Origin of the sequence: Ciceribacter sp. RN22 (assembly GCF_024054295.1) — a bacterium.
Lineage (GTDB): Bacteria > Pseudomonadota > Alphaproteobacteria > Rhizobiales > Rhizobiaceae > Allorhizobium > Allorhizobium lividum.
Map to the genome: position 1 here is coordinate 1706604 of NZ_JAMXLD010000001.1, position 25686 is coordinate 1732289.

25 protein-coding genes and 3 tRNA genes are annotated in these 25686 nt (G+C 63.5%); 15 read left to right on the top strand and 13 right to left on the bottom strand.

Features of this window, described 5'->3' with window-relative positions:
* The first annotated feature begins 3 nt into the window (after positions 1 to 3).
* From NHF53_RS08465 to NHF53_RS08475, 3 genes are read left to right on the top strand one after another with little or no spacing between them, the layout of a single operon-like run.
* Positions 4 to 456, top strand: a complete 453-nt coding sequence (locus NHF53_RS08465) for a hypothetical protein (protein ID WP_252833822.1) — start codon at positions 4 to 6, stop codon at positions 454 to 456.
* Positions 456 to 1913, top strand: coding sequence for a sigma-54 dependent transcriptional regulator (locus NHF53_RS08470; protein WP_252834941.1), 1458 nt, complete (start codon positions 456 to 458; stop codon positions 1911 to 1913). The genes NHF53_RS08465 and NHF53_RS08470 overlap by 1 nt, the downstream gene beginning before the upstream one ends.
* Before the next feature lie 4 nt (positions 1914 to 1917).
* Positions 1918 to 3264, top strand: a complete 1347-nt coding sequence (locus NHF53_RS08475) for an ATP-binding protein (protein ID WP_252833823.1) — start codon at positions 1918 to 1920, stop codon at positions 3262 to 3264.
* A gap of 20 nt (positions 3265 to 3284) precedes the next feature.
* On the opposite strand, the gene radC is transcribed toward NHF53_RS08475, so the two are convergent.
* Genes radC through NHF53_RS08495 form a run of 4 tightly spaced genes read right to left on the bottom strand, consistent with a single transcriptional unit; the run spans position 3285 to position 7585 of the window.
* Positions 3285 to 4079 (bottom strand): DNA repair protein RadC, encoded by a 795-nt coding sequence (gene radC, locus NHF53_RS08480; protein WP_374591169.1) that lies wholly within the window; start codon positions 4077 to 4079, stop codon positions 3285 to 3287.
* 50 nt (positions 4080 to 4129) lie between these two features.
* A complete protein-coding gene (map, locus tag NHF53_RS08485; RefSeq protein WP_252833825.1) occupies positions 4130 to 4966 on the bottom strand; it encodes a type I methionyl aminopeptidase in 837 nt (278 codons plus the stop codon).
* A 33-nt stretch (positions 4967 to 4999) separates the two neighbouring features.
* A complete protein-coding gene (gene sfsA, locus NHF53_RS08490; protein WP_252833826.1) occupies positions 5000 to 5728 on the bottom strand; it encodes a DNA/RNA nuclease SfsA in 729 nt (242 codons plus the stop codon).
* A gap of 9 nt (positions 5729 to 5737) precedes the next feature.
* A complete protein-coding gene (locus NHF53_RS08495) occupies positions 5738 to 7585 on the bottom strand; it encodes an alpha/beta hydrolase (RefSeq protein WP_252833827.1) in 1848 nt (615 codons plus the stop codon).
* Between the two features lie 161 nt (positions 7586 to 7746).
* Here NHF53_RS08495 and NHF53_RS08500 point away from each other — a divergent pair, with 161 nt between their 5' ends.
* The 4 genes from NHF53_RS08500 to recJ all read left to right on the top strand — a co-directional run bounded on the left by NHF53_RS08500 (position 7747) and on the right by recJ (position 12932).
* The gene (locus NHF53_RS08500; RefSeq protein WP_114363117.1) at positions 7747 to 8157 is read left to right on the top strand and encodes an SHOCT domain-containing protein; all 411 of its coding nucleotides are present in this window, start codon (positions 7747 to 7749) and stop codon (positions 8155 to 8157) included.
* A gap of 218 nt (positions 8158 to 8375) precedes the next feature.
* Positions 8376 to 9599, top strand: coding sequence for an LL-diaminopimelate aminotransferase (locus NHF53_RS08505; protein WP_114363298.1), 1224 nt, complete (start codon positions 8376 to 8378; stop codon positions 9597 to 9599).
* A 99-nt stretch (positions 9600 to 9698) separates the two neighbouring features.
* Positions 9699 to 11021, top strand: a complete 1323-nt coding sequence (locus NHF53_RS08510; protein ID WP_114363118.1) for a homoserine dehydrogenase — start codon at positions 9699 to 9701, stop codon at positions 11019 to 11021.
* A 108-nt stretch (positions 11022 to 11129) separates the two neighbouring features.
* Entirely contained in the window at positions 11130 to 12932 is a 1803-nt protein-coding gene (recJ, locus tag NHF53_RS08515) for a single-stranded-DNA-specific exonuclease RecJ (protein WP_252834942.1), read from the top strand.
* Between the two features lie 32 nt (positions 12933 to 12964).
* Here the strand turns inward: recJ and NHF53_RS08520 are convergent.
* The 3 genes from NHF53_RS08520 to gloA all read right to left on the bottom strand — a co-directional run bounded on the left by NHF53_RS08520 (position 12965) and on the right by gloA (position 14561).
* Positions 12965 to 13039: transfer RNA gene (locus NHF53_RS08520), tRNA-Glu, on the bottom strand.
* 243 nt (positions 13040 to 13282) lie between these two features.
* Positions 13283 to 13999 carry a hypothetical protein gene (locus NHF53_RS08525; protein ID WP_114363119.1) on the bottom strand — a complete coding sequence of 239 codons (717 nt, stop codon included), beginning with the start codon at positions 13997 to 13999 and terminating at the stop codon, positions 13283 to 13285.
* Positions 14000 to 14120: 121 nt separating this feature from the next.
* Positions 14121 to 14561 carry a lactoylglutathione lyase gene (gene gloA / locus NHF53_RS08530; RefSeq protein ID WP_252833828.1) on the bottom strand — a complete coding sequence of 147 codons (441 nt, stop codon included), beginning with the start codon at positions 14559 to 14561 and terminating at the stop codon, positions 14121 to 14123.
* Positions 14562 to 14745: 184 nt separating this feature from the next.
* Between gloA and NHF53_RS08535 the strand changes: the two genes are divergently transcribed.
* The 6 genes from NHF53_RS08535 to NHF53_RS08560 all read left to right on the top strand — a co-directional run bounded on the left by NHF53_RS08535 (position 14746) and on the right by NHF53_RS08560 (position 17365).
* On the top strand, positions 14746 to 15324 hold the full coding sequence (locus NHF53_RS08535; RefSeq protein WP_114363121.1) for a cold-shock protein: 579 nt from the start codon (positions 14746 to 14748) through the stop codon (positions 15322 to 15324).
* Between the two features lie 11 nt (positions 15325 to 15335).
* The gene (locus NHF53_RS08540; RefSeq protein ID WP_252833829.1) at positions 15336 to 15809 is read left to right on the top strand and encodes a DUF192 domain-containing protein; all 474 of its coding nucleotides are present in this window, start codon (positions 15336 to 15338) and stop codon (positions 15807 to 15809) included.
* Between the two features lie 93 nt (positions 15810 to 15902).
* Positions 15903 to 15979, top strand: a tRNA-Pro gene (locus tag NHF53_RS08545).
* A gap of 71 nt (positions 15980 to 16050) precedes the next feature.
* Positions 16051 to 16356: an ETC complex I subunit gene (locus NHF53_RS08550; protein WP_112689792.1), complete on the top strand. Its 306-nt coding sequence runs from the start codon at positions 16051 to 16053 to the stop codon at positions 16354 to 16356.
* Between the two features lie 60 nt (positions 16357 to 16416).
* Positions 16417 to 16493: transfer RNA gene (locus NHF53_RS08555), tRNA-Arg, on the top strand.
* Between the two features lie 107 nt (positions 16494 to 16600).
* Positions 16601 to 17365, top strand: coding sequence for a nuclease (locus tag NHF53_RS08560; RefSeq protein WP_252833830.1), 765 nt, complete (start codon positions 16601 to 16603; stop codon positions 17363 to 17365).
* Between the two features lie 86 nt (positions 17366 to 17451).
* Here NHF53_RS08560 and NHF53_RS08565 read toward each other — a convergent pair whose 3' ends face one another.
* The 4 genes from NHF53_RS08565 to NHF53_RS08580 all read right to left on the bottom strand — a co-directional run bounded on the left by NHF53_RS08565 (position 17452) and on the right by NHF53_RS08580 (position 21723).
* Complete coding sequence (locus NHF53_RS08565) at positions 17452 to 18222, bottom strand: amino acid ABC transporter ATP-binding protein (protein WP_112689790.1); 771 nt, start codon at positions 18220 to 18222, stop codon at positions 17452 to 17454.
* Positions 18223 to 18237: 15 nt separating this feature from the next.
* Positions 18238 to 19395 carry an amino acid ABC transporter permease gene (locus NHF53_RS08570; protein ID WP_252833831.1) on the bottom strand — a complete coding sequence of 386 codons (1158 nt, stop codon included), beginning with the start codon at positions 19393 to 19395 and terminating at the stop codon, positions 18238 to 18240.
* A gap of 1 nt (position 19396) precedes the next feature.
* Positions 19397 to 20590, bottom strand: a complete 1194-nt coding sequence (locus NHF53_RS08575; protein WP_252833832.1) for an amino acid ABC transporter permease — start codon at positions 20588 to 20590, stop codon at positions 19397 to 19399.
* A gap of 104 nt (positions 20591 to 20694) precedes the next feature.
* On the bottom strand, positions 20695 to 21723 hold the full coding sequence (locus NHF53_RS08580) for an amino acid ABC transporter substrate-binding protein (RefSeq protein ID WP_114363128.1): 1029 nt from the start codon (positions 21721 to 21723) through the stop codon (positions 20695 to 20697).
* A gap of 359 nt (positions 21724 to 22082) precedes the next feature.
* Between NHF53_RS08580 and NHF53_RS08585 the strand changes: the two genes are divergently transcribed.
* Positions 22083 to 23273, top strand: coding sequence for a cystathionine beta-lyase (locus NHF53_RS08585; RefSeq protein ID WP_252833833.1), 1191 nt, complete (start codon positions 22083 to 22085; stop codon positions 23271 to 23273).
* 2 nt (positions 23274 to 23275) lie between these two features.
* On the opposite strand, the gene NHF53_RS08590 is transcribed toward NHF53_RS08585, so the two are convergent.
* Together NHF53_RS08590 and NHF53_RS08595 are read right to left on the bottom strand one after the other, a co-directional pair.
* The gene (locus NHF53_RS08590; RefSeq protein ID WP_252833834.1) at positions 23276 to 24439 is read right to left on the bottom strand and encodes an FAD-dependent monooxygenase; all 1164 of its coding nucleotides are present in this window, start codon (positions 24437 to 24439) and stop codon (positions 23276 to 23278) included.
* Between the two features lie 31 nt (positions 24440 to 24470).
* The gene (locus NHF53_RS08595) at positions 24471 to 24716 is read right to left on the bottom strand and encodes a zinc-finger domain-containing protein (protein WP_114363131.1); all 246 of its coding nucleotides are present in this window, start codon (positions 24714 to 24716) and stop codon (positions 24471 to 24473) included.
* A 175-nt stretch (positions 24717 to 24891) separates the two neighbouring features.
* Here NHF53_RS08595 and NHF53_RS08600 point away from each other — a divergent pair, with 175 nt between their 5' ends.
* Entirely contained in the window at positions 24892 to 25677 is a 786-nt protein-coding gene (locus tag NHF53_RS08600) for an alpha/beta fold hydrolase (RefSeq protein WP_252833835.1), read from the top strand.
* The last annotated feature ends 9 nt before the right edge of the window (positions 25678 to 25686 follow it).

Here is a 25686-nt window from a genome sequence, read left to right on the forward strand (position 1 = left end):
ACCATGCGCACCCGTTTGTTGTGTCAGAGTTTCAATTTATTGTTGCATCGTCTTCATGTAGAGCTTCGGGAGGAGGGACGCGTCGTCTCTGTCGAACTTGACATCCACGACGACCTGACGCGGGAGATGGTGGACCTTTTTGCCCCGGACGTGATCGTCGCGCCGTTCCTGAAACGGGCGATCCCAGCGGATGTCTCGTCGAGGGTTCTGTGCCTCGCCGTCTATCCGGGTATCGAAGCAAGGCTCGCTGTGGACGAGGAGAAAAAGCCGCTCTCGGCCTACCGGACCGAAGAGCTTGCCCGCATGCGGCGCAATTTCTACGGCTTCGATCGGAGCTATCATGTGGCGCGGTTCAATTTTATCCATAAGATAGCGAAGTCGAGAACGCCGGCGACGCTGGCCGTTCACCGCGCCGGCAACGGCGACAGACAGGGGGACGCAGGGTGCAGGCCTTGATCAATACCCACACGACCGTTCTGGTCGTCGACGACGAGGTACGCTCGCTTGAGGCGATCCAGCGCATCCTGAGCGATGAGTTCGAGGTCATCTGTGCCCGCAACGCCGAGGAGGCGGAGGCCGTCCTCAACGGCGAACTGGTGCAGATCATCCTCTGCGACCAGCGGATGCCGGGCGAATCCGGGGTTTCATTCCTGCGCCGCGCCCGCGAACTCTGGCCGGACACGATCCGCATCATCATCTCCGGCTACACAGCCTCGGAAGACATCATCGACGGCGTCAACAAGGCCGGCATCTATCGCTACATCACCAAGCCGTGGAACCCGGACGAATTGCTCACCTGCCTGCGTGAGAGCGCCAGCCTCTGGCGGCTGCAGCATGCGGCCGGCGAGGTGAATGTCGAGGTGAAGCCGGTGAGCGACCGTCTGGAGAAGGTCGTCACCGACAAGCGCCGGAACGCCCAGAAGAGTTTCGGCTTCGACCGGATCGTCCATACGCCGGAAAGCCCGCTCGTGCATTCGATCCGGCTCGCCCGTCAGGCGGCGCAGTACGACATCTCGGTGCTGATCACCGGCGCCTCAGGCACGGGGAAGGAACTGCTCGCACGCGCCATCCATCGGGAATCGGCGCGTTCGGACCAGTCCTTCGTCGTCGAGAACTGTGGTGCGTTGCCGGATGACCTGCTCGAAAGCGAGCTCTTCGGCTGCAAGAAGGGCGCCTATACGGGTGCCTACCAGGATCGCGTCGGTCTCTTCGAACTCGCCGACAACGGCACGATCTTCCTGGACGAGGTTGGAGAGACGTCGCCCGCCTTCCAGGTCAAGCTCCTGCGCGTGCTGCAGGAGGGGGAAATCCGCCCGCTCGGCGCGCAGCGGCCGCGCAAGGTCAATGTTCGGGTGATCGCCGCGACCAACCGCGACCTTCTTGCCGAGGTCGCCGTCGGACGCTTCCGCCGCGACCTCTATTATCGTCTGGCTGCCTTCCCGATCCACATGCCGGCGCTGAAGGAGCGCGCCGAAGACATTCCGGTGATCGCCGCGCGGATGCTGATGCAGATCAACCAGTCCTTCAACCGCCAGGTTCCGGGCTTCCACCCGCGCACGCTCGATCTCATGAACGCCTATCACTGGCCGGGCAACGTTCGGGAGCTGCACAACGAGATCCAGCGGATGGTGGTGCTGTCCGACGAGAATGCACCGCTGGAACCCTCGCTGCTGTCGCCGGAGATCCTGGGCACGCTCGCCTCGAAACCGAACGGTGCGAGCCACTGCTCGGCGCAGCAGTTGAAGGACATCGTCGCGGAGGTCGAGAGGGCGGCGATCCAGGCGAGCCTCGAGCGCAACCAGGGCAATATCAGCCGCACGGCCGACGAATTGGGCTTGTCGCGGGTCGGTTTGAGAAGCAAACTCGAACGATACGATCTGCGACGTGGCCAGGATGACGATGACGCCGACTGAGGCAATGCTCGGACATCAAAACGGAACGGTCTCCGCTCAGGGCGCGATGGAGCTCGATCGCGCGAGCGAGGCCATGTGGGTGGACGTCATCCGCCGCATGGACGAGGTCTATTCCGAGCTCCTGCGCAACGAGGCCGACCTCGAGCGCAAGAATGCCGAACTCGAGGAAGCGCAGACCTTCATTTCGAGCGTCATCGCCTCTGTGTCCGATGTCCTGATCGCCTGCAGTGCCGACGGCCGCATCAAGAAGGTCAATCCCGCCTTTCTGAAGTTGACCGGCCTCGAGGAAAAGGCTGTGCTCGGAAGCCGGATCTTCGGCTATCTCGCCGAACGTGACAGGCCGCAGGCGGAAAGGCTGATCGCCGCCGGCCATCAGGGCAACGTCATGGAGGGTGATCTGCATCTGATCGCCGCCGACGGGCACGAGGAGTGCCTCGCGATCCGTTGTGCCGCGCTGTTCGACGCCGGTCGCCGCCGCATCGGCGCCGTCCTCACCGGGCGTCCGATCAGCGAGCTCAAGCAGGCCTACGAGGCGCTGCATCGCGCCCACATGAACCTGCAGCAGGCGCAGCGCCGGCTGATCGAACAGGAGAAGATGGCAAGCCTCGGCCGCCTCGTCGCGGGCGTTGCTCACGAGCTGAACAATCCGATCAGCTTCGTCTACGGCAACATCTATACGCTCGACCGGTACCGCAAGAACCTGATCTTCTACCTCGACGCCATTCATCGCGGCGAAGCGCCGGAACGGCTCGCCGAGCTGCGCAAGGACCTGAAGATCGATGCGATCACCGCCGATGTCGGTTCGCTGCTCGAAGGGACGCTCGAAGGCGCGAACCGGGTGAGCGACATCGTCAAGAACCTGCGGCGGCTCTCCTTCAGCAAGGCCGGTGAGCGGCAGGCGGTCGACGTCGGCCGGCTCCTGCGCAATTCCGCCCACCTTGCCGCCAGGGCGAAGAATTCGCAGGCTGAAATCGTCATCGACAGCGATCCGGATCTCGTCATCGAGTGCCACGAGGGGCAACTGCACCAGGTGATCGTCAACCTGATAGACAATGCGCTCCATGCCGTCGAGGGGCGAGAGGGCCCGCGCGTGCATCTCACTGCGCGGAGACTGGATCAGGCGATCGAGATCACCGTGGCGGACAACGGCCCCGGGATCGCCGAGGAGGACATGGGCAAGATCTTCGAACCCTTCTTCACGACCAAGGCGGTTGGCGAGGGCACCGGGCTCGGGCTCTGGATCAGCTTCACGATCATCGAGGATTTCGGGGGCACCATCACCGCCGGGCGCTCGAAGGACGGTGGCGCCGAGTTCAGGATCGTCCTGCCGGCCGCCGACGGGCGCTTGTAGGAGAAGGGGCGGCGTCGCCCTCAGATCAGCCGGAGGCCCCGGAAGCTCGCGTGACCCTGCCGGCCGATGATGATGTGGTCATGCACGGTGATGCCGAGCGGCTTTGCGGTATCGATGATGGTCCGCGTCATGTCGATATCGGCCCGTGACGGCGTCGGGTCGCCGGACGGATGGTTGTGGACGAGGATGATCGCCGTCGCGGAGAGTTCGAGCGCGCGTTTCACCACCTCGCGGGGATAGACGGGTGTGTGGTCGATCGTGCCGCGCCCCTGCACCTCATCGGCGATCAGCGCGTTGCGCTTGTCGAGGAAGAGGATGCGGAATTGCTCGGTGGTCTCGTAGGCCATCGCCGCGTGGCAATAGTCGATCACCGACGACCAGGAGGACAGCACGTGCCGCTCCTTGAGTTCGCTCTTCAGCATCCGCTGGGCCGTGGTCGCGATGAGCTTCAGGTCGAGTGCCACCGTCTCACCGATCCCTTTCACCTCCTGCAGCAGGGCAGGAGGTGCGCCGAGCACACCTGCGAGCGTGCCGAAGCGGCCGATCAACGCCTTGGCGATCGGCTTGGTATCGCGGCGCGGAATGAGTCGGAAAAGCAGAAGTTCGAGGAGTTCGTAGTCCGCGAGCGCCGCCTCGCCGCTTTCCCGGAAACGCGTCCTCAGCCTGTCGCGATGGCCGATATAGTGCGCCTCTTCCTGAGCCGCCGCGGACGATTTCTGAAGTGGCCGAGGTTTCGCCGGCTGTTCGGCGAAGAAGCTTCGTTCGTCGACGGGGGCAGCATACTCCTCCGCCTCTTCCCGGTCCGGCGCGACGATATCGTCGTCTTCATCGTCAGCCGGGAAAAGGGACGGAGGCTTGCCCATCGTCAGCCTCGAAGCGGCGGCAGTCCGGGACGGTCGAGACCGGCGGGCGAAAGCGTGAAGATTTCACAGCCCGTCGCCGTCACGCCGACGGCGTGCTCGTATTGCGCGGTCAGTGAACGGTCGCGGGTGACCGCCGTCCAGCCGTCCGAGAGTACCTTCACGTGCGGGCGGCCGAGATTGATCATCGGCTCGATGGTGAAGATCATCCCTTCGCGCAGCTCAGGTCCCTCGTCGGCCCGGCCGTAGTGCAGGATGTTCGGGGAATCGTGGAACAGCCTGCCGATGCCGTGGCCGCAGAAGTCGCGCACGACCGAACAGCGTTCGGCTTCCGCGTAGGTCTGGATTGCCTCGCCAATGGCACCGGTGCGGGCGCCGGGACGCACGGCTGCAATCCCGCGCATCAGGCATTCATAGGTGACTTCGAGCAGGCGCTCCGCGGCCCGCTTGATCTCGCCGACCGGATACATGCGGCTCGAATCGCCATGCCAGCCGTCGAGAACATAGGTCACGTCGATGTTGACGATATCGCCCTCGCGCAACGGCTTGTCGTTGGGAATGCCGTGGCAGACGACATGATTGATCGAGGTGCAGCTGGATTTCGTGTAGCCGCGATAGTTGAGCGTCGCCGGGAGCGCACCGTTGTCCATGCCGAACTCGAAGACGAAGCGGTCAATCGCCTCCGTTGTCACTCCGGGCTTGACCATGGAGGCGAGTTCGTCAAGGCAGCGCGCCGTCAGTTGCGACGCCTTGCGCATGCCGTCGAAGGCCTCGGGACCGTAAAGCCGGATCGCTCCCGTGTTCTTGAGCGGAGCCGTTGCCGCATCGATGTAATTTACCATTCATCCGCTTTCAGGTTGGATGCATTCCGATTATCAGACCGTACATAATGCAGCAGGGGCGGTTTCGTCCATTGCGATGAGTTGAATCGGCGCGATTTCCGCAGCACTCACCCGGCATTTGACGGCATAGGCCTCGACGCCGCGCCGTTTTGCCTCGGCAAAGGCGCGGGCATAGGCGGGGTCGAGATCGCCCGAAAGGCGGAAGCGGTCGCAGTCCTCGCGCTGGATGAGATAGAGCATGACGGCGCGATGGCCGGCATCCACCATTGCCGTGAGTTCTTCGAGATGTCTGGCGCCGCGCGCCGTCACGGTGTCCGGAAATTCGGCAAGCCGCCTTTCGCGAATGAAATGCACGTTCTTTACCTCGACATAGGCGTCCGGCCGTCCGGTTGAGGAAAGAAGGAAGTCGATGCGGGAGTTCCGGCCATAGCGCTGTTCGCGCCGCACCGTCTCGTAGCCCGAGAGGTCGTCAACGAGGCCCATCCGGATCGCTTCTTCTCCGAGGCGGTTGGCAAGCGCGGCGTGGACGCCGACGACGGTATCGTCAGCCTCGATCAGTTCGAAGGCGTAGCGGTGCTTGCGTGCCGAGCCGGCATGATCGGAGAGCCAGATGCGCGAACCTGCGTCCGTAAGTCCCAACATCGAGCCTGTGTTCGGGCAGAAGCCGGTGATCCCGGTGCCGTCCTCAAGCCGCGCGTCGAACAGGAAGCGCTTGTAACGCCGGATGAGTGTGGCGGGGACGAGAGGCGGATCGAACCTCATTGTCCGACGTCACGCCCGTTCGAGGACGTAGGTTCCGGGGGCGTCGGCGATCGCATTCAGCGCGCCGCCGCCGACCTTGCGGGCAGGGACCCGCTTGCCGTCGAGCGACTCGATCCAAGTTTGCCAGTGCGGCCACCAGGAGCCCGGCGTCTCCTCGGCCTTTTCCAGCCAGTCCTCGAAGGCGCCGGTCGGCTCGCCGTCGGTCCAGTACTGGTATTTCTGCTTTCCGGGCGGGTTGACGACGCCCGCGATGTGGCCGGAACCGCTGAGGACAAAGGTGACCGGCCCGCCGAACAGGTCGCTGCCGACGAAGACCGATTTTGCCGGTGCGATATGGTCCTCGCGGGTCGCGAGATTGTAGATCGGGATCTTCACGTCCTTCAGCGACAGCGTCTTGCCGGCGATCTTCATCCGGCCCTTGCTCAGAGCATTGTCGAGATAGCAGTTGCGTAGGTAAAACGAATGGTTGGCTGCCGCCATCCGGGTCGAGTCCGAATTCCAGAACAGCAGATCGAAGGGCATCGGCTCCTCGCCCTTCAGGTAATTGTTCACGAAATAGGGCCAGATGAGCTCGGAAGCCCTCAGCATGTTGAAGGCGGATGCCATCTTCGAGCCATCGAGATAGCCGCTCGCCCGCATGCGCTCTTCCATGGCGTCGAGCTGTTCCTCGTCGACGAACACCTTGAGATCGCCCGCATGGGTGAAGTCGACCTGGGTGGTGAAGAGCGTCGCGCTCGCGATGCGTTTGTTGCGCTCCTTGGCGTGCAGGGCGAGCGCCGCCGAAAGCAGTGTGCCGCCGACGCAGTAGCCGATTGCGTTGACCTTGCTCTCGCCGGTCGCCTTCTCGACGGTCCCGAGCGCAAAATCGATGCCCTCGCGGATATAGGCTTCCCAGTCCTTCGTAGCATGTCGCTCGTCGGGATTGACCCACGAGATGACGAAGACGGTATGCCCCTGGTCCACGCACCACTTGATGAAGGACTTTTGCGGGTTGAGGTCGAGGATATAGAACTTGTTGATCCACGGCGGCACGATCAAGAGCGGCCGCTTGAGGACCGTGTCGGTCGCCGCCTCGTATTGCAGGATTTCGCAGATATCGTTCTGGGCGATCACCTTGCCGGGTGTGACGGCCATGTTCTCGCCGACGGTAAACTTGCTGTAGTCGGTGTGGCGTAGCCGCAGGTCGCCGCCGCCGGCGGCGATATCCTCGGCGAGCATCTTCATGCCGCGAACGAGGTTGTCGCCGTGGCTGGCGACTGTTTCGCGGTAGACCTGCGGATTGGTGACGACGAAATTGGCGGGCGAAAGGGCAGCCGTGATCTGCCGGACGTAGAAGGCCGCCTTGTGCCGGGTGTGCTCGTCGAGCCCCTCGGCATCGCTCACCATGCGCTCCGCCCACTCGCTGCCGATGAAATAGACCTGGCGCAGGAAGTCGAAGAACGGATTGCGCTGCCAGTCCTCGTCGGAGAATCGCTTGTCGTTCGGAAGTTGTGGCGAAGGCTCCGCGGTTTCTCCTCCGGCCAGCCTCTGCGCCGTCCGCGTCCAGGCGCCGAACATGCCGGCAAGCAGATAGCTCTGCGCTTCCAGCGTCCGCTTCGGGTCCGACATCCAGTACTCGGCGACCTTCGACATCGTCTTGACGAGTTCCGTGAGCGGCTGCGATACGGGGTCGACGATTTCGCCCCGCTCGCGCGGCGCAAGCCACGTCGAAGCGGCCTTGCCGAGGTTTTCGAGCGCACGGGCGACGTTGAGCGCCAACGCTTCGGGATCCTTGACGATGTAGGGTTCAATCAGCTTCGGATCGAAGCCTTGGGCCGTGGCACCGGATGTAGTACCGTCGTCGGTGTCTCTGCTCAAGCTGTTCCTCCCGAGAGCGCTCCTGCGAGTCCTCTTTTGTGTTTGCCTATCCTGCCCGAAAACGACTACAAGTTCCAGCAATACGAAAGCCACTCCTGACGTATTCGGGAGTAGGGATCAACCGCCGGATGCAGCGTGCGGCCGGTATGGGATATATAGGTATGATTGCAGCGATGTGGGCGATGAAAACGTGGCGTCTTGGCTCCAGTCTGGTACTGGCCTCAGCACTCGGTCTCGCCACGGGATGCTCGTCGACGGGCGGGAAGACGGCCGCGGCCGAGCCGCGTTCCTCCGTGCTCGACGTGACCGTCACCGACGACGCTCGCGCCCCGCAGACGCCGGCGCTCGGCACGTCTCCGGACGGTTACCCGGATTTCTCGCAACCACTGACGGCCGCGAGCGTTCAGATGAGCGACGAGGAGGCGGTGGCCCTGCAGGCGAAACTGTCTGCGCTCGCCTCCGCCCGCAAGGCAGGCACGATCTCCGAGGCGGAATACCAGCAACGCGTGGCGGAGCTGCGCAAGCTCGCCGCCGAGCACGGCGTCGACGTACAGGCAGCGCTGGCCAAATAGCGCTTGCCTTTGTGCTGTTTTGGAAGCAAAGCAAACAAGGTGCGACCGCTCGCTTCGGCCCGTCCGTCGCTTTTCGACGGACATAGATTTGCCGCAGCGTTTCGCCATTGCATCATAACAAAGTCTGTTCCGGTTTCGGGTTCGTTGCGGAACATGTCAGGAGCAACAAACGAACCCGCTTGACGCGGATGCTGCCGCGCGATCCCACGGGGTTTGAGATGGAAGAGTTTCATAAAGTTCGGCGCCTGCCGCCCTATGTTTTCGAACAGGTCAACCGTTTGAAAGCTAGCGCGCGAGCCGGTGGCGCCGACATTATCGACCTTGGCATGGGTAACCCCGACCTGCCGACCCCGAAAGCCATCGTCGACAAGCTCTGCGAAGTGGTCCAGGACCCGCGCACCCACCGCTATTCGTCTTCCAAGGGCATTCCGGGCCTGCGCCGCGCCCAGGCCGCGTATTATGCCCGCCGCTTCGGTGTGAAGCTCAATCCGGAAACCCAGGTCGTCGCGACGCTGGGTTCCAAGGAAGGTTTCGCCAACATGGCGCAGGCGATCACGGCGCCGGGCGACGTCATTCTCTGCCCGAACCCGACCTATCCGATCCACGCTTTCGGCTTCCTGATGGCCGGCGGTGTCATCCGTTCGATGTCGGTGGAGCCGGACGAGACCTTCTTCCCGCCGCTCGAGCGGGCCGTGCGCCATTCGATCCCGAAGCCGCTCGCGCTCATCATCAACTATCCGTCGAACCCGACGGCGCACGTCGCCTCGCTCGACTTCTACAAGGACGTGATCGCGTTCGCGAAGAAGCATGACCTGATCGTGCTCTCCGACCTTGCCTATTCTGAGATCTACTTCGACGACGCCCCGCCGCCGTCGGTTCTCGAGGTCCCGGGGGCTATGGACATTACGGTCGAGTTCACCTCGATGTCGAAGACCTTCTCGATGCCGGGCTGGCGCATGGGCTTTGCCGTCGGCAACGAACGGCTGATCGCGGCGCTGACCCGCGTGAAGTCCTATCTCGACTACGGCGCCTTCACGCCGATCCAGGTGGCGGCGACCCACGCCCTCAACGGCGACGGTTCCGACATCGCCGAGGTCCGTTCCGTCTACAAGCGCCGCCGCGACGTTCTGGTCGAGACCTTCGGCAAGGCCGGTTTCGAGGTGCCGCCGCCGGCGGCGACCATGTTCGCGTGGGCCAAGATCCCGGAAAAGTTCCGCCCGCTCGGCTCGCTCGAATTTTCCAAGCTTCTCATTGAGAAGGCGGACATTGCCGTCGCCCCCGGTATCGGTTTCGGCGAGATGGGTGACGATTATGTCCGTATCGCGCTGGTCGAGAACGAGCACCGCATCCGCCAGGCCGCGCGCAATCTCAAGCGCTTCCTGTCGACGGCCGACGAGACGATGCACAACGTCATTTCGCTGAACGCCCACCGCCAAGGTTGAGCTTTCCCGCCGACGACGATAACGTCACCGATCATCAGGTCCAGGCGGCCCGTTCGCGGCCGCCTTTCATGCAATTCGTAAGTTTCGGGAAATTGATCTATGGCGGATGCCCTCAGGATTGGCATTGCGGGTCTGGGCACCGTCGGTGCCGCGCTGGTTCGCATTCTTCAGCAGCGCAGCAATGAGCTTGCCATTTCCTGCGGCCGGAAGATCGAGATTGCGGCGGTGTCCGCCCGCAACCGGAATAAGGATCGTGGCATCGATCTTTCCGGGATCGCCTGGTACGACGAACCTCTCGACCTTGCCGCCAATGCCGATATCGACGTCTATGTCGAACTGGTCGGCGGTGCGAACGGTGCGGCGGAGGCATCCGTCAGGGCGGCGCTGGCGCGGGGTCTGCATGTCGTGACCGCCAACAAAGCGCTGCTGGCGCGCTACGGCGTCGAACTGGCGCGCATCGCGGAAAAGAACGGCGCGCTCCTCAATTACGAGGCGGCGGTCGCCGGCGGCATTCCGGTGATCAAGGCGCTGCGCGAATCGCTGACCGGCAACCATTTCTCCCGCGTCTACGGGATCATGAACGGCACCTGCAACTACATCCTCAGCCGGATGGAGAAGGAGGGCCTTTCCTTTGACGAGTGCCTGAAGGATGCCCAGCGGCTCGGCTATGCCGAGGCCGATCCGAGCTTCGACATCGAGGGCAACGACACCGCCCACAAGCTCGCGATCATGACGACGCTCGCTTTCGGCAGCGAGATCGCCGCCGATGACATCTACCTCGAAGGCATCACCAATATCTCGATCGAGGACATCCGCGCGGCGAACGAACTCGGCTACCGCATCAAGCTCCTGGGCGTCGCCCAGAAAACCGATACCGGCATCGAGCAGCGCGTTCACCCGACCATGGTGCCGCTCGATTCGGTGATCGCGCAGGTCGATGGCGTCACCAATGCCGTGGCGCTGGAATCCGACATTCTCGGCGAGCTGCTGATGGTCGGCCCGGGTGCCGGCGGCAGCGCCACGGCATCGGCGGTGCTCGGCGACATCACCGACATCGCCAAGAGCCGTCCGGGTGCCCAGCAGGTGCCGGTGCTCGGTCGCCCGGCGCATCTGCTCGAACCCTATCGTCGCGCACAGATGCGCAGCCACGAAGGCGGCTATTTCATCCGGCTGACCGTTGCCGACAGGATCGGCGTCTTCGCGAACATCGCGACCCGGATGGCCGATAACGGCATCTCGCTCGAATCGATCGTGCAGCGCTCGCAGCCCGATGCCGAGCCCGGTGCGCCGGTGACGATCATTCTCGTGACCCATGCGACGATGGAGGAAGCGGTCCGCAACGCGGTCTCGGCCATCCGCGCGGAGGGATATCTTGTCGGCGAGCCGCAGACGATCCGCATCGAGCGGCCGAAGACGGTGTGACCGCCTCCTGCCTTCCGGGCGGGGCGGCCGAGGCTGTCTCCGGCTTGCTGCGTGCGATCTCGTATGGGCGCGAACCTGGAATGATGACGGGTGGGAAGACAAATGGGCATGATTGAACCGGTCGATCCGGTGCCGCGCGCATTTTTGAGCGTGGAGAGTTCCGTGAGCGGCCAGCGGTGGGTCTCGCGCCTGGATCAGGCCGGACAGAACCGCGCGCTCGCCATCGCCCAGCTTCACGGAATGCCGGAGCTTCTGGCCCGCGTGCTGGCTGGCCGCGGTGTCGGCGTCGATGACGCGCCGGCCTTTCTCGATCCGACCATCCGTTCCCTGATGCCGGACCCGGCCTCGCTTACCGACTGCGAGGCGGCGGCGGCACGGCTCGCGCGGGCGATCGCCGCGGGCGAGCGTATCGCGATTTTCGGCGACTATGACGTCGACGGTGCAGCCTCGTCGGCGCTCCTCTACCGCTTTCTTCAGCATTTCGGCGCTGAGGCGGAGATCTACATCCCCGACCGCATTTTCGAGGGGTATGGTCCGAACCCGGCGGCGATCGGCCAGTTGATCGAGCGCGGTGCTCGGCTGGTGGTCACCGTCGATTGCGGTTCGACGAGTTTCGACGCGCTGGAGGAGGCACGCCGGCGCGGTATCGACGTCGTCGTCATCGACCACCACCAGATGGCGCACGCCATGCCGGCCTGTCACGCGCTGGTCAATCCAAACCGCGAGGACGACCTGTCGGGGCAGGGGCATCTCTGCGCGGCGGGCGTCGTCTTCCTCGTGCTGGTCGCCACGTTGCGCCTGCTGAGGCAGCAGGGCAACAGCCGTGCCGGATCGCTCGACCTGCTCGCCTGGCTCGATCTCGTGGCGCTCGCGACGGTCTGTGACGTCGTTCCGCTCAAGGGACTGAACCGTGCCTATGTGGTGAAGGGGCTGGTCGCCGCCCGCCATCAGCAGAATGCCGGTCTCGCCGCCCTGCTGCGCGTGGCCGGCATCGGCGGTCCGGTGACACCCTATCATTTCGGTTTCCTCGTCGGTCCCAGAATCAATGCGGGCGGTCGTATCGGCGACGCGGCGCTCGGAAGCCGGTTGCTGACGCTCGATGATGCTGCCGCCGCCGGTGAGATCGCCGCGCGACTCGACGAACTCAACCGCGAGCGTCAGGCGATGGAGGCCGCCATGCTGGCGGAGGCGGAGGCTGAGGCGCTGGCCGAATACGGAACGGGCGAAACCGCCTCCGTCATCGTCACGGCCCACGAGAACTGGCATCCGGGCATCGTCGGACTGCTTGCCGCCCGCCTGAAGGAGAAGTTCAAGCGGCCTGCCTTCGCGATCGCTTTCGATCCTTCGGGGAAGGGGACCGGCTCAGGGCGCTCTATCAACGGCTTCGACCTCGGGCGGATGGTACGGGCGGCGGTCGACGCCGGCCTGCTCGTCAAGGGTGGGGGCCACGCCATGGCGGCCGGTCTGACCGTCGAACGCGCCAATCTGGGCCGGCTGCGCGCCTTCTTCGACGAGGCAACAGGCAGCCAGGTATCGACGCTTGCCGCCAATCGCAGTCTGAAGATCGACGGAGCGCTGGGTGCATCCGGCGCCACCATCGCGCTGATCGACCAGCTGGAGACGGCCGGCCCCTATGGGGCGGGCCACCCGCAGCCCTGTTTCGCGATCCCTGCACACCGGTTGCGGGATTCGCGCCTCGTGGGCGTCAATCATGTCAAGGTGACGGTCGAGGCGCAGGACGGATCGCGGCTCGACGGAATCGCATTCCGCGCCGCCGAAACGCCGCTCGGCGATTTCCTGCTGTCCTCGCGAGGCAGCCAGATCCACATCGCAGGCTCGCTCAGCGCCGAGCACTGGCAGGGAACGCGGCGCGTGCAGATGCGCATCATCGACGCAGCGAAGGCGTTCTGAGGAGACTCTGGCGGTGTTCGGGAGATTGGAAGTGGCACGCCCTAGGGGAGTCGAACCCCTCTTCCCAGAATGAAAATCTGGTGTCCTAACCGATAGACGAAGGGCGCGTGCGCTTCGTTGTGGCGCCCTTATAGTCAGGGCTTCAGAATCCCGCAAGCGGCTTTTCTCTGTTTTTTGCAAAAAATGTGACGGCTGTGGATTCTTCCGAAGAAAGCACAGGAAAGACGTATTATATCAACTACATAATGGCTGATTCTACGCTGTCTTTAGGCCGTATTGCCTTACGGAAGGCTGCCAAAACGAGCGGCACACCCTCCACCTGTTGAGCTGCAGGGAGCGGGAGGCGCGCTCTACGACTTCGCCTTGCCGAGCAGGCGACCGAGAATCGGCAGAAGCGTCTTCTTCTTCGCAGGTTCTGTCGGCGTTTCCTCGGCCATAGGTGTGGCCGGGTCCGTGCTGGCTTCCTCTTCGGGCTCCGATGCGGTCGGCAGGCCGGCAGCATCGGCGAGGGGAGCTTCTTCGGGCGGCAATCCGGTCGCCTGCTCGTCAGCCGGCAGACCGGCCGGCTCGACGGAGGCATATTGCGGGGCACTGAACAGGCTGCCGGTCATCGGATTTACGCGCCGCGTCGGCATTTCGGCGGGCACGAGGCTCGCGGCCGTCATCGTCGAGGCGCCGGCCTCGACCGGCACCTGCTCCGCTTGCTGGGCGAAAATGCTGGAACGACCGGCATTGATCGCGGCCGGCTGCATGACGACATCGCCGAGGTTGGCGGGGTTGGCGAACGCCGGCGAGGCCGCGTACGAAGGCCGGGCGGCGGCGGCGTCGCCCGGGGCCATGGAAACCACTGTCGGGTCCGAATAGCCGGCATCTGCCGGCCCGGGCTTCCTTGCTGCCACGGCCTTGGCGGGAGAGCCTGTGGTCTGCGCAGCAGGTGCGGCGACTTTCTCGATGGACGCCTTTTCGCCGGTCGTCGCGCAGCCTTGCAGCGCCGTCAGGGCGACGCCGCAGAGGGCGAGGCGAAACGCGATCCCGCGACGCACCGACGATATCGGCAGGCAGTCCATGGAAGAAACCCCGCAGAACTGGTTGGCAGCGGCCCGGCACCGGAACAGCGAGTGAGTCGGCGCGGCCGCAGGTTCTGCATGGAGGTAGCCCGCCAAGCTTGCGCGAGGCGGGCCGAAGCCGTCACCAGGCGCCGGTATTCGGCATCGAGAGCCAGGGCTCGGCCGGGGCCAGACCCTCGCCCTTCTGCAGGATCTCGATCGAGATGCCGTCCGGTGAGCGCACGAAGGCCATGTGGCCGTCGCGCGGCGGACGGTTGATCGTCACGCCGTTTTCCATCAGCGTCCGGCAGGTGGCGTAGATATCGTCGACCTCGTAGGCCAGGTGACCGAAGTTGCGACCTCCGGTGTAATCCTCGGTGTCCCAGTTATAGGTGAGCTCCAGGCAGGGCGCCTTGTTGTCGCGCGCGGCCTCGACGTCGTCCGGGGCGGCCAGGAAGACCAGCGTGAACCGGCCCTTTTCGTTCTCCATGCGCCGGACCTCGATGAGGCCGAAGACACGGCAGTAGAAGTCGAGCGACGCATCAAGATCTTTGACGCGTACCATGGTGTGAAGATAGCGCATGATGTCCTCCTAATAACGTGTCCGGATATGGAACAGACGACAGCTTCGAGCAAGGATGAAGCGTCAAAAGGATTTGGGTATATCTTAGACAGGGACTTGCGCGACACCAACCTGCGAATGTTAATCTGATAGTCAAGAATCAGTTAACGAACCGGTGTGACGCGTTTTCGAGGGGCGTGAGGAAATGGCCGACAGGATTTCATCGAAAGGGCTCGCCGAGTTCGAAGAGCTGTCCGGCGAAGCCGTCGAACTTCTCGAGATCACCGGCGTGGTCAAGTGGTTCGACGTCGCCAAGGGGTTCGGCTTCATCGTTCCGGACAACGGCATGCAGGATGTCCTGCTGCACGTGACCTGCCTGCGACGTGACGGCTACCAGACCATCCTGGAGGGCACGCGCATCGTTGCGCTGATCCAGAAGCGCGAGCGCGGTTACCAGACCTTCCGCATCCTCTCCATGGACCAGTCCACGGCGATCCACCCCTCGCAGATGCCTCCGGTGCGCACCCATGTGCAGGTAACGCCGACGAGCGGGCTGGAGCGGGTGCTGGTGAAGTGGTTCAACCGCACCAAGGGTTTCGGCTTCCTGACGCGTGGCGAGGGTACCGAGGACATTTTCGTTCACATGGAAACCCTTCGGCGCTATGGTCTTACGGAACTTCGGCCCGGCCAGAGCGTTCTGGTGCGCTTCGGTAATGGCGACAAAGGGTTGATGGCCGCCGAAATCCATCCCGACAATCCGGGTCCGGCGACCCGAGCCCATTGAGGCACTGTCTCATGATCCGTGAAATCTGGAGAAGCGCTGTCCTGGCGCTTTTTTTGTTGCTTCCGGTCGCGGCGTCGGCGGAAGAGGCCGGCCTGCGCAAGGTGGCGCTGGCGATTGAAACGCCGGGCGGCGACCGCCATGTCTTTCAGGTGGAATGGGCAGGCACGCCGGCAGAGCGCGAGCGTGGCCTGATGTTCAGGACCGAGCTTGACGCCGACGCCGGCATGATCTTCGATTTCGGCGAGGTCCGGACGGTGATGATGTGGATGAAGAACACGCCGCTGCCGCTCGATATGCTGTTCATCGACGAGAAGGGCGTCGTCAGCCGGATCGCCGAGCGCACCGTGCCCTATTCGCAAGATATCATCGCCTCTGCGGGGCCCGTACGCTACGTGCTGGAGATCAACGGCGGGCGGTCTGCTACGCTCGGCATCGTCCCGGGCAGCCGCGTAGATGTCGATGCGGCCCGGGCGTCGTTGAAATGACAGCGTTTTTGTGACCGTTCATGGTGGCGGAAAGTCGATTTTAGCTGTTGCCCCTGACGGGTGAACCGTGTATCTCGGCATTGATCGCTGGAACGGAGTGTAGCGCAGTCTGGTAGCGCATCTGGTTTGGGACCAGAGGGTCGGGAGTTCGAATCTCTCCACTCCGACCACCGCGGTGGTCCTGCGATCGTCCGGGGAGGGGACCTTCCTTCTTTCGCAGTCCTTTGGAGCTCGTTGCGACATGACCGCCAAGATTTATCGCCCCGCCAAGACCGCCATGCAGTCGGGCAAGGCCAAGACGCAGTTCTGGCTGCTTGAGTACGAGCAGGAAGTGCCGCGCAAAGTCGAGCCGATGATGGGCTATACGAGCTCGGCCGATACGCGCCAGCAGGTCAAGATCACCTTCGAGACGCTCGAACAGGCAGAAGCTTTCGCCAAGCGCAACGGTATCGAATACCGCGTGATCCTGCCCAAGGAAGCCAAGCGCCAGGTCGTATCCTATACCGACAATTTCCGTTATAACCGCCTGCAGCCCTGGACGCACTGACCGCGTCCGGCCTTGCAGGACCGCCGTCGTCGTTCGCCGGACCAGAAGGCGACGCACGGAGGCCCCTTAGCTCAGCTGGATAGAGCACCTGCCTTCTAAGCAGGTTGTCGTTGGTTCGAGTCCAACAGGGGTCGCCATTCTCCCCGTTACGCGCGCCCGCCGTCGCGACGTGTTCCCGTCTCGTTCTCATGGCCTCTGGCGACGACTCCCTTGCCGTGATAATGGCGGGACGTGAGGTATTCGCATGGCCCGTTCTCCTTCGTCGTCACCCAAGCGCGCGCCGCGCAAGCGCCGCAAGTCGTCCAGCTCGCGTTCGTCCGGCAGCCTCTGGCCATGGGCTGGCGCGCTGATCGTCGTTGCCGGCGCCATCGCCGTTTACGATAGTCGTGATCAGTGGCGCGGGAGCTGGCCGAGGATTGCCGCTCTGGTGCAGCCGAAGAGCGGCGGCGCTGGCAAAAGCGAGGACAGAAAGCCCGCGAGCAAGCCGTCGTCCGCAAGACCCGTTCCACCAGCGCCTGTCGGCGCGTCACCGAAGCCGAAATCCGAACCGGGCCGAACAACGACAGCGGCACTGATCCCACCCGCGCCCGTCGGGGCTGCTTCGCCGCAGACCGTACCCCAGCAGCGGCCGGCAGAGGGTGGCATGGAGGGCAGGGGATTTGCCGGAACCTTCTACTATTGCGGTACATCCGGGCTCGACAACTGCGTGGCGAGCGGCGACACCTTCTGGCATCGCAGGACGAGGATCGTGCTTGCCGATGCCGTCGCGCCGCAGACCGAGAGGGCGAAGTGTCAGGCCGAACGGGACAAGGGCTTTGCCGCCAAGGTCCGTCTCAAGGAGTTGCTCAACGCCGGAACCTTCGATCTCGTCGCGCCGGGCATGCCGGTTGCGGCTTCAGGCAGTGAATTCAAGGTGGTGCTGCGCAACGGGCGTTCGCTCGGTACGATCCTTCTGAACGAGGGGCTGGCGCAGCCGCGGACGGGGGAACGCAAGGGCTGGTGCCCGTAGGCGGCACTCGGGAATGGCAGGAAGCAAAGAGAAACCCGCCGCGACGCGAGCCGGGCGGGTTTTCGTTCAGGCGCTGAGTCTGCCTCTCAGTGCAGGATCTGGCTCAGGAACAGCTTGGTACGCTCATGCTGCGGATTGTCGAAGAACTCGGCCGGCGAGTTCTGCTCGACGATCTGGCCCTGGTCCATGAAGATCACGCGGTTGGCGACCTGACGGGCAAAGCCCATTTCATGCGTCACGCAGAGCATGGTCATGCCCTCTTCGGCGAGGCCGACCATGGTGTCGAGCACTTCCTTGACCATTTCCGGGTCGAGTGCCGAGGTCGGCTCGTCGAAGAGCATGATCTTCGGCTTCATGCAGAGCGCGCGCGCGATCGCCACACGCTGCTGCTGGCCGCCGGAAAGCTGGCCCGGATACTTGTTCGCCTGTTCCGGGATCTTCACGCGCGTCAGGAAGTGCATGGCGACCTCTTCCGCTTCCTTCTTCGGCATCTTGCGGACCCAGATGGGCGCAAGTGTGCAGTTCTCGAGGATCGTCAGGTGCGGGAAGAGGTTGAAGTGCTGGAACACCATGCCGACTTCGCGGCGGACCTCGTCGATCTTCTTGAGGTCGTTGGTAAGCTCGATACCGTCGACGATGATCTGCCCGGCCTGATGCTCCTCGAGCCGGTTGATGCAACGGATCATGGTCGACTTGCCCGATCCGGAGGGACCGGCGATGACGATGCGCTCGCCCTTCATGACCTTGAGGTTGACGTCGCGCAGCACGTGGAAATCCCCGTACCACTTGTTCATGTTGACGATTTCGACGGCGACTTCCGTCTGCGAAATTCCGGGTTGAACGGCTTGCTGGGCCATGTTTGTTCCTCTCATTTATCTCTTGTGGCCTCTGTCCAGGCGGCGCTCGACGAAAGCCGAGTAGCGCGACATCCCGAAGCAGAACAACCAGAATACGAAGCCGGCGAAGATAAGGCCGGTGAGCGGGGTCACCGGGGTCAGCCAGCTGGCATCGCCGAAGCTCGCCTTCACGATGCCGAGCAGGTCGTACATGTTGATGATCGACACGAGCGAGGTGTCCTTGAACATGCCGATGAAGGTGTTGACGATGCCAGGAATGACGAGCTTGATCGCCTGCGGCATGATGATCAGGATCATCTTCTGCCAGTAGGTGAGGCCGAGAGAGTCGGCGCCTTCGTACTGACCCTTCGGAATGGCCTGCAGACCGCCGCGGATGACTTCCGCCATGTAGGCGGAGGCGAAGATCGAGACGCCGACCAGAGCGCGCACGAACTTGTCGATGTTGTTGCCGGGCGTCAGGAAGAGCGGCAGCAGCACGCTCGCCATGAAGAGCACGGTGATCAGCGGCACGCCGCGGACGAGCTCGATGAACCCGATGGAGGCGGAGCGCACGATCGGCATGTCGGAGCGGCGGCCGAGCGCGAGCACGATGCCGAACGGCAGTGAGACCACGATCCCCACGAAGGAGAGGATCAGTGTCACCATCAGCCCGCCCCACTGGCTCGTCTCGACGTGCGAGAGGCCGAACCAGCCGCCGAGCAATAGCACATAGGCGAGGATCGGCAGGGCGGCGAGGAGCAGTAGCGCGTTGAGCCCCTTGCGCGGTGCAGACGGAACGAGCATCGGGACGAGCAGGCCGACGAAGAGAATGGCGATCAGGATCGGACGCCAGAGCTGGTCGCGCGGATAGGAACCCACCATGAACTGGGTGAACCAGTCACCGACATAGGCCCAGCATGCGCCGCTCCAGCCTTCCGGCTGGATACCGCCCTGAACGGTGGTGGCGCAGACAGCACGGTCTTCGCCCGTCCAGACGGCCGAGACGAACAGCCAGTCGAACGCCGATGAGGCGAACCAGAGGATGATCGCACCGAAGACGACCGTCGTGACCGCGTCGAGCGGGGTTGCAAACAGGTTCTTGCGGGCCCAGCCGAACGCCGAGCGGTCGCTGAGCGGAGCGGGCTGGGGCGCCAGGAACTCCTGGCGGAGATAGGAGACGTTGTTTTCGCTCATGTCAGCGCTCCACCAGGGCCATCTTGGCGTTGAACCAGTTCATGAAGAGAGAGGTCGCGAGGCTGATCGACACGTAGATCAGCATCCAGATCGCGATGATCTCGATGGAATGGCCCGACTGATTGAGGATCGTTCCGCCGACCGCGACCAGATCGGCGTAACCGATGGCGACGGCGAGCGAAGAGTTCTTCGTCAGGTTGAGGTACTGCGAGGTAAGCGGCGGAATGATGATCCGCAGCGCCTGCGGCAGGACCACAAGACGCGTCGTCGGGCCTCTGCGCAGGCCGAGCGCGCTCGCCGCCTCTGTTTGACCTTTCGGCACGCCCCGGATGCCCGCACGGACGATCTCGGCGATGAAGGCGGCTGTGTAGAACGACAGCGCCATGTAGAGCGACAGGAACTCCGGACCGATGGCTGTGCCGCCCCGCATGTTGAACTTGCCGAGCTCCGGAATGTCGAAGGTGACCGGTGCGCCGATGATCGCGAAGGCGACAAGCGGCAGGCCGATGATCAGCGCGATATTGATCCAGAGGACGGGCGGGCGCTTGCCGGTGGCGAGCTGTTTCTTCGTCGCCCAACGCGCATAGAGGATGGCTGCGACGACGCCCGCGACGAAGGCGGCGGCGACCAGGGACATGCCCTCACCGAAGACTGGCGCCGGCATGTAGATGCCGCGGTTGCTGACGAAGACCGACAGAGGCAGTGCCAACGACGAACGGACGTCCGGCAGCAGCGAGAGAACGCCCTTGTACCAGAAGAAGATGACGAGCAGCGGCGGGATGTTGCGGAACACCTCGACATAGACCGTTGCGAGCCGCGAGATCAGCCAGTTGTGCGAAAGTCGGCCGATGCCGACGATCAGCCCGATGATGCTGGCCGTGATGATCCCGCAAACGGCGATGATCAAGGTATTGACGAGGCCGACTGCGAGCGCCTGCAGATACGTATTGTCGCTCGAATAGGCGATCGGCGTCTGGGCGATGTCGAAGCCCGCCCGGTTTCTCAGAAACTCGAACCCGGCCGTCATGTTGGCGCGAGCGAGGTTCTGGGCGGCATTGGTTCCGGCGAACCAGAACAGCCAGACGATGAAGACGAGGGTCAGTGCCTGATAGACGAACTGACGGAAAGCTGGATTGTACAGCAAAGAGTGCACCGAACGGCTATTGCCGTCCCGGCCCGAGGCGACCACTGCCATGCATTATCCCCTGTTCGCAGCCATCATTTTTCGTAGCTGCCTTTTTTCATTCTGTCGATCGGAAAGGCGCCGTGGCGCCTTTCCGGTATGCTGGTTGCGACCGCTTAGCGGATCGGCGGAGCGTACTGCAGACCGCCCTTGGTCCACAGGGCATTGAGGCCGCGCTCGATCTTCAGCGGGCTTCCGGCGCCGACATTGCGCTCGAAGGATTCGCCGTAGTTACCGACCTGCTTGACGATGTTGTAGGCCCACTTCTCATCCAGGCCGAGGTCCTTGCCGATCGTCTGGTCCTTTTCTTCGCCGAGGAAGCGCTTGATGTCCGGGTTTTCGGACTTCAGCATTTCGTCTACGTTGGCGGAGGTGATGCCGAACTCTTCAGCCGAAACCATGGCGTAGTGTGCCCAGGTCACGACGTCGAACCACTTGGAGTCGTTCTGGCGAACGGCCGGACCGAGGGGTTCCTTGGAGATGATTTCGGGCAGGACCATGTGGTCGTCGGGGTTCGCGAGCGACAGGCGGATCGAGTAGAGGCCGGACTGGTCGGTCGTGTAGACGTCGCAACGGCCGGACTGGTAGGCGGCGTCGACTTCTTCCTGCTTCTCGAACACGACCGGCTTGTACTCGAGGCCGTTGGCCTTGAAGTAGTCGGCGAGGTTGAGTTCGGTCGTCGTGCCGGACTGAACGCAGACGGCGGCGCCCGACAGCTCGAGTGCGGACTTCACGTTGAGGCCCTTCGGAACCATGAAGCCCTGGCCGTCGTAGTAGTTGACGGCGCGGAAGTCGAAGCCGAGCTGCGAGTCACGGCTGGCGGTCCAGGTCGTGTTGCGGGCCAGCATGTCGATTTCACCCGACTGCAGGGCCGGGAAACGGTCCTTCGCGGAGAGGGGGGTGTACTTGACCTTGGTCGCGTCGCCGAAAACGGCAGCGGCGACGGCACGGCATACGTCGACATCAAGACCGGCCCAGTTGCCCGAGGAGTCCTGGGCGCCGAAGCCGGCGAGATTGGAGCCGTTGACACCGCACTGCACGAAACCCTTCGCCTTCACGTCGTCGAGCGTTCCGGCGAATGCAGCCGGTGCACCAAAACCGACGACTGCAGCGCCGAGAGCGACTGACAGAAGCTTCTTGTTCATTTTTCCCAACCTTTGTCTATTGTTCTTGAAAATACCCGACGGTCACGTTCGCTCGAACGATTTCATGCCTCCGCCGGCCCGCTGACCTCCCGGTGCGAGCCGCGCTATCACAGTCTTAAAATGAACCACGGTCAAGACTGCGGTCCGCGAAATGGGGCAGAAAATTGGAAAAATGCCTAATTCGCATCAAAATCAGGCAGGAAATGGCGGAAAAAATCGGAAATTGGCTAAAAAAGCACCGATTCGCCGCATAACCACCATCGAAACACCTGCCGGGGAGGGCGCAACGTGCCTTGACGTCCTTCGTCCGGGATACGACAAATCCGCTCGTCATATTCCCGAGGAAAGGCTTGGTTCTCATGAGAGACAGAAAAGAGATGCTGGCGGCCGCCGGTACGGACACGCGCCTGTGTCACGTCGGCAATGATCCGATGAGCTATTATGGCTTCGTCAACCCGCCCGTGGTCCACGCCTCGACCGTTCTGTTTCCGAATGTGGAGACGATGGAAACGCGGACGCAGAAGTATACCTACGGCACGCGGGGCACGCCGACGACGGACGCGCTTTGCGAGGCGATCGACGAATTCGAGGGATCGGCCGGCACCATCCTCGTCCCGAGCGGGCTTGCCGCGATCACGGTTCCATTCCTCGCTTTCCTGTCGGCCGGCGACCACGCTCTGATCGTCGATTCGGTCTATGGACCCTGCCGCCACTTCTGCGACACTATGTTGACCCGCCTTGGCGTCACCGTCGAATACTACGATCCGGAGATCGGGTCCGGAATCGAAGCGCTGATCCGCCCGAACACAAAGCTCGTCCACACCGAGGCGCCGGGCTCCAACACCTTCGAGATGCAGGATATCCGGACGATCGCCGAAGCGGCGCACAGGCACGGGTGCGTCGTTACGATGGACAACACCTGGGCGACCCCGATCTATTTCAAGCCACTCGATTTCGGCGTCGACGTCTCGATCCACGCGGCGACGAAGTATCCGTCCGGCCATTCCGACATCCTGATGGGCACGGTCTCGGCCAACGCCGCCCACTGGCCGCAGTTGAAGGAAGCAAACGGCACGCTCGGCATCTGCGGTTCGCCGGATGATTCCTACATGATCCTGCGCGGGCTGCGGACGATGAACCTGCGGCTGGAACACCACAACAAGAGTGCGCTTTCGGTCGCGAACTGGCTCGAGGCGCGCGACGATGTCGCAAAGGTCCTGCACCCGGGCCTGCCGAGTTTCCCCGGCCACGACATCTGGAAGCGGGACTTCAAGGGCGCGAGCGGCATCTTCTCCTTCGTGCTGAAGGTGGATGAGCGGGAAAATTTCAAGCCGAAGGCGCGGGCCTTCCTCAATGAACTTTCGCTCTTCGGGCTCGGCTATTCCTGGGGCGGCTACGAGAGCCTCGCCGTTATGGTCGACCTCACCGACCGCAAGATCCGCAAGGCGCCGACCGAAGGACCGGTCATCCGGCTGCAGATCGGGCTGGAAAACGTCGAGGACATCATCGCCGACCTCGAACGCGGGTTCAGGGCTGCCGCAGCCGTCTGAGATCAGCCCTTCGCGCGATAGCCGTAGAGCCAGTCGAGATCGGCGGCGAGGCTCTGCGGCGAGCGTGTCGCGAGCACCAGGTCGCGCGCGATGCGGATCGGGCCGCGCGCGTGATAGGCGAAGCGGTTGAACGCGCCGCGTTTGCCGACCCGGGCGGCGCGCGCCTGACGAACGCGCTCGTAGGTCGCGAGCGCCTCTGGGAGGGGTGTATTTGCGACAAGCCCGGCGAGTTCGAAGGCGTCTTCGATCGCCATCGCCGCACCCTGCGCGGCAAACGGCATCATCGCATGCGCGGCATCACCGATGAGCGCGGTGTCGCGCCCATTTTGCCATCGCCCGGGGCCTGCCTGGTAGAGCGGCCAGAAGGTGGCGCCGCGCAGGTTTGAAAGCAGCGTGCGGATTTCCGGGTGCCATGCCGAGAACTGTTCCGCAAGCATACGGCCCTGCCGCTCGCTGCCTTCCGCCGACCAGGTTTCGCCGGGATCGAGGCCGGCGGCGATCGCCACGACGTTGAAGCCGCCGATCTCCTTCAGGGGATAGCAGACGAGGTGGGTTTTCGGGCCGAGGAAGGCGGTGACGTTTGAGGGATCGAGGAAGCCCGGCGCATTGTCGCCAGCCATCGTGAAGCGCCAGGCGATGTTGCCGGAGAAGTGCGCCTTGGGCGCGCCCGGGATGCGGGCACGGGTTCTCGACCAGACGCCGTCGGCGCCAATGACGAGATCCGGCTGCTCCCCGATCGCACGAGCGATCTCCGTGTCGCCGGGCTTTTCGATGCGACAGCCGAGGTGGACCTTGCAGAGCGGATTGCGCAAGACCGCCGAAAGCAGCGCCTGCTGGAGCGTCGATCGGTGCAGGACACCGTAGGGTGCGCCCCAGCGGTCCCGCGCGAAGGCGCCAACCGGAACGGCGGCGAGCGCCCCGAGGGTCACGCCGGATTGCAGCCGGATTTCCTGCGGCTCGCACCAGCGATGCTCTATGTCGGCAAGGATCCCCAGCTCACGGAGAATTCGCGAGGCATTGGGGGAAATCTGCAGGCCGGCACCGACTTCGCCGAGCTGGGGCGCCTGTTCGACGATCTCGCTGCGGATCCTGTGTCGTGCCAGCGACAGCGCAGCCGTAAGCCCCGCCATCCCGGCTCCGACGATGGCGACGACGTTGGTGGACATGGCCTTGCCGATCGTGAAATGCGGGTGGCGGTCAGGCCGCCTTGACGTGATAGACGCAGCCGGCAGGGTTGGTCTGCTCGGCCTTCAGCGACGGATTATAGCGATAGAGGGTCGAGCAGTAGGAGCAGACCTTCTCGTTGTCGTCGCCCATGTCGATGAAGATGTGCGGATGATCGAAGGGGGCGGAAGCGCCCGTGCACATGAACTCCTTCACGCCGATCTCGATCACGCGGTGTCCGCCGTCGTTCTGGAAGTGGGGAATGGTGTGCCCGGCCATATGTCTCTCCGAATGCCTTTTCACTTTGCGGCGGACATTATCCTCCTTCGCCGCGAATGTGTAGAGACAAAGACGCCGCAAACCCACAGAAAAGAAACCGATGCGCCTTTGATGCGTGGCTGCGTTTCACTAAGGTGCGCGCCGTCAATCCCAGAACAAGACATGGACCGAAGCGATGAATCTGAATGCGCCGGCATTCTCCCTCTTCTATCACGACGGATTGCAGCTCGCCTATTTCGACGCCGGCGATCCGTCCGGCCCGCCGATCCTGCTGATCCACGGGTTCGCCTCGACGGCGACGGTGAACTGGGTTCATCCGGGCTGGCTGAAGACGTTGGGGGAGGCCGGCTACCGCGTCATCGCAATCGACAATCGCGGCCACGGCGCGAGCGATCGTCCGCATGAGCCGGAGGCCTATCATCCCTCACGGATGGCCGCGGATGCCGCCGCATTGCTCACCCATCTCGGGCTGCCGGACGCCGACGTCATGGGCTATTCGATGGGCGCGAGGATTTCCGCCTTCATGGCGCTCGAACATCCCCACCGCGTGCGCTCGCTGGTCTTCGGCGGGCTCGGCATCGGTCTCTGTGATGGCGTCGGCGACTGGGATCCGATTGCGGACGCGTTGCTGGCGCCGTCGCTTTCCGACGTGACCCATGAGCGGGGACGGATGTTCCGCGCCTTCGCCGAACAGACCCGCAGCGACCGCATCGCGCTTGCCGCCTGTATCCAGGAGTCCCGCGTGCTCGTCGATCGCGCCGATATCGCTCGCGTCGATGTACCGACACTGATCGCCGTCGGCACCCGGGACGACATTGCCGGCTCGCCTCAAAAACTGGCGGCGCTGATGCCGGACGCGAGGGCCGTCGATATCCCGAACCGCGACCACATGCTCGCCGTCGGCGACAAGGTCTTCAAGAAGGCCGTGCTCGACTTCTATCGCGAGATTGGCCGTCAGTGACCACCGCGC

What these genes read in the sequence shown, in the direction of transcription:
- NHF53_RS08465 (WP_252833822.1), top strand. Translation starts at nt 4, where the DNA reads ATGCGCACCCGTTTGTTGTGTCAGAGTTTCAATTTATTGTTGCATCGT.
- NHF53_RS08475 (WP_252833823.1), top strand. Translation starts at nt 1,918, where the DNA reads ATGCTCGGACATCAAAACGGAACGGTCTCCGCTCAGGGCGCGATGGAG.
- map (WP_252833825.1), bottom strand. Translation starts at nt 4,966, where the DNA reads ATGGTAAATTACATCGATGCGGCAACGGCTCCGCTCAAGAACACGGGA.
- sfsA (WP_252833826.1), bottom strand. Translation starts at nt 5,728, where the DNA reads ATGAGGTTCGATCCGCCTCTCGTCCCCGCCACACTCATCCGGCGTTAC.
- NHF53_RS08500 (WP_114363117.1), top strand. Translation starts at nt 7,747, where the DNA reads ATGATTGCAGCGATGTGGGCGATGAAAACGTGGCGTCTTGGCTCCAGT.
- NHF53_RS08505 (WP_114363298.1), top strand. Translation starts at nt 8,376, where the DNA reads ATGGAAGAGTTTCATAAAGTTCGGCGCCTGCCGCCCTATGTTTTCGAA.
- NHF53_RS08510 (WP_114363118.1), top strand. Translation starts at nt 9,699, where the DNA reads ATGGCGGATGCCCTCAGGATTGGCATTGCGGGTCTGGGCACCGTCGGT.
- recJ (WP_252834942.1), top strand. Translation starts at nt 11,130, where the DNA reads ATGATTGAACCGGTCGATCCGGTGCCGCGCGCATTTTTGAGCGTGGAG.
- NHF53_RS08525 (WP_114363119.1), bottom strand. Translation starts at nt 13,999, where the DNA reads ATGGACTGCCTGCCGATATCGTCGGTGCGTCGCGGGATCGCGTTTCGC.
- gloA (WP_252833828.1), bottom strand. Translation starts at nt 14,561, where the DNA reads ATGCGCTATCTTCACACCATGGTACGCGTCAAAGATCTTGATGCGTCG.
- NHF53_RS08535 (WP_114363121.1), top strand. Translation starts at nt 14,746, where the DNA reads ATGGCCGACAGGATTTCATCGAAAGGGCTCGCCGAGTTCGAAGAGCTG.
- NHF53_RS08540 (WP_252833829.1), top strand. Translation starts at nt 15,336, where the DNA reads ATGATCCGTGAAATCTGGAGAAGCGCTGTCCTGGCGCTTTTTTTGTTG.
- NHF53_RS08550 (WP_112689792.1), top strand. Translation starts at nt 16,051, where the DNA reads ATGACCGCCAAGATTTATCGCCCCGCCAAGACCGCCATGCAGTCGGGC.
- NHF53_RS08560 (WP_252833830.1), top strand. Translation starts at nt 16,601, where the DNA reads ATGGCCCGTTCTCCTTCGTCGTCACCCAAGCGCGCGCCGCGCAAGCGC.
- NHF53_RS08565 (WP_112689790.1), bottom strand. Translation starts at nt 18,222, where the DNA reads ATGGCCCAGCAAGCCGTTCAACCCGGAATTTCGCAGACGGAAGTCGCC.
- NHF53_RS08570 (WP_252833831.1), bottom strand. Translation starts at nt 19,395, where the DNA reads ATGAGCGAAAACAACGTCTCCTATCTCCGCCAGGAGTTCCTGGCGCCC.
- NHF53_RS08575 (WP_252833832.1), bottom strand. Translation starts at nt 20,590, where the DNA reads ATGGCAGTGGTCGCCTCGGGCCGGGACGGCAATAGCCGTTCGGTGCAC.
- NHF53_RS08580 (WP_114363128.1), bottom strand. Translation starts at nt 21,723, where the DNA reads ATGAACAAGAAGCTTCTGTCAGTCGCTCTCGGCGCTGCAGTCGTCGGT.
- NHF53_RS08585 (WP_252833833.1), top strand. Translation starts at nt 22,083, where the DNA reads ATGAGAGACAGAAAAGAGATGCTGGCGGCCGCCGGTACGGACACGCGC.
- NHF53_RS08590 (WP_252833834.1), bottom strand. Translation starts at nt 24,439, where the DNA reads ATGTCCACCAACGTCGTCGCCATCGTCGGAGCCGGGATGGCGGGGCTT.
- NHF53_RS08595 (WP_114363131.1), bottom strand. Translation starts at nt 24,716, where the DNA reads ATGGCCGGGCACACCATTCCCCACTTCCAGAACGACGGCGGACACCGC.
- NHF53_RS08600 (WP_252833835.1), top strand. Translation starts at nt 24,892, where the DNA reads ATGAATCTGAATGCGCCGGCATTCTCCCTCTTCTATCACGACGGATTG.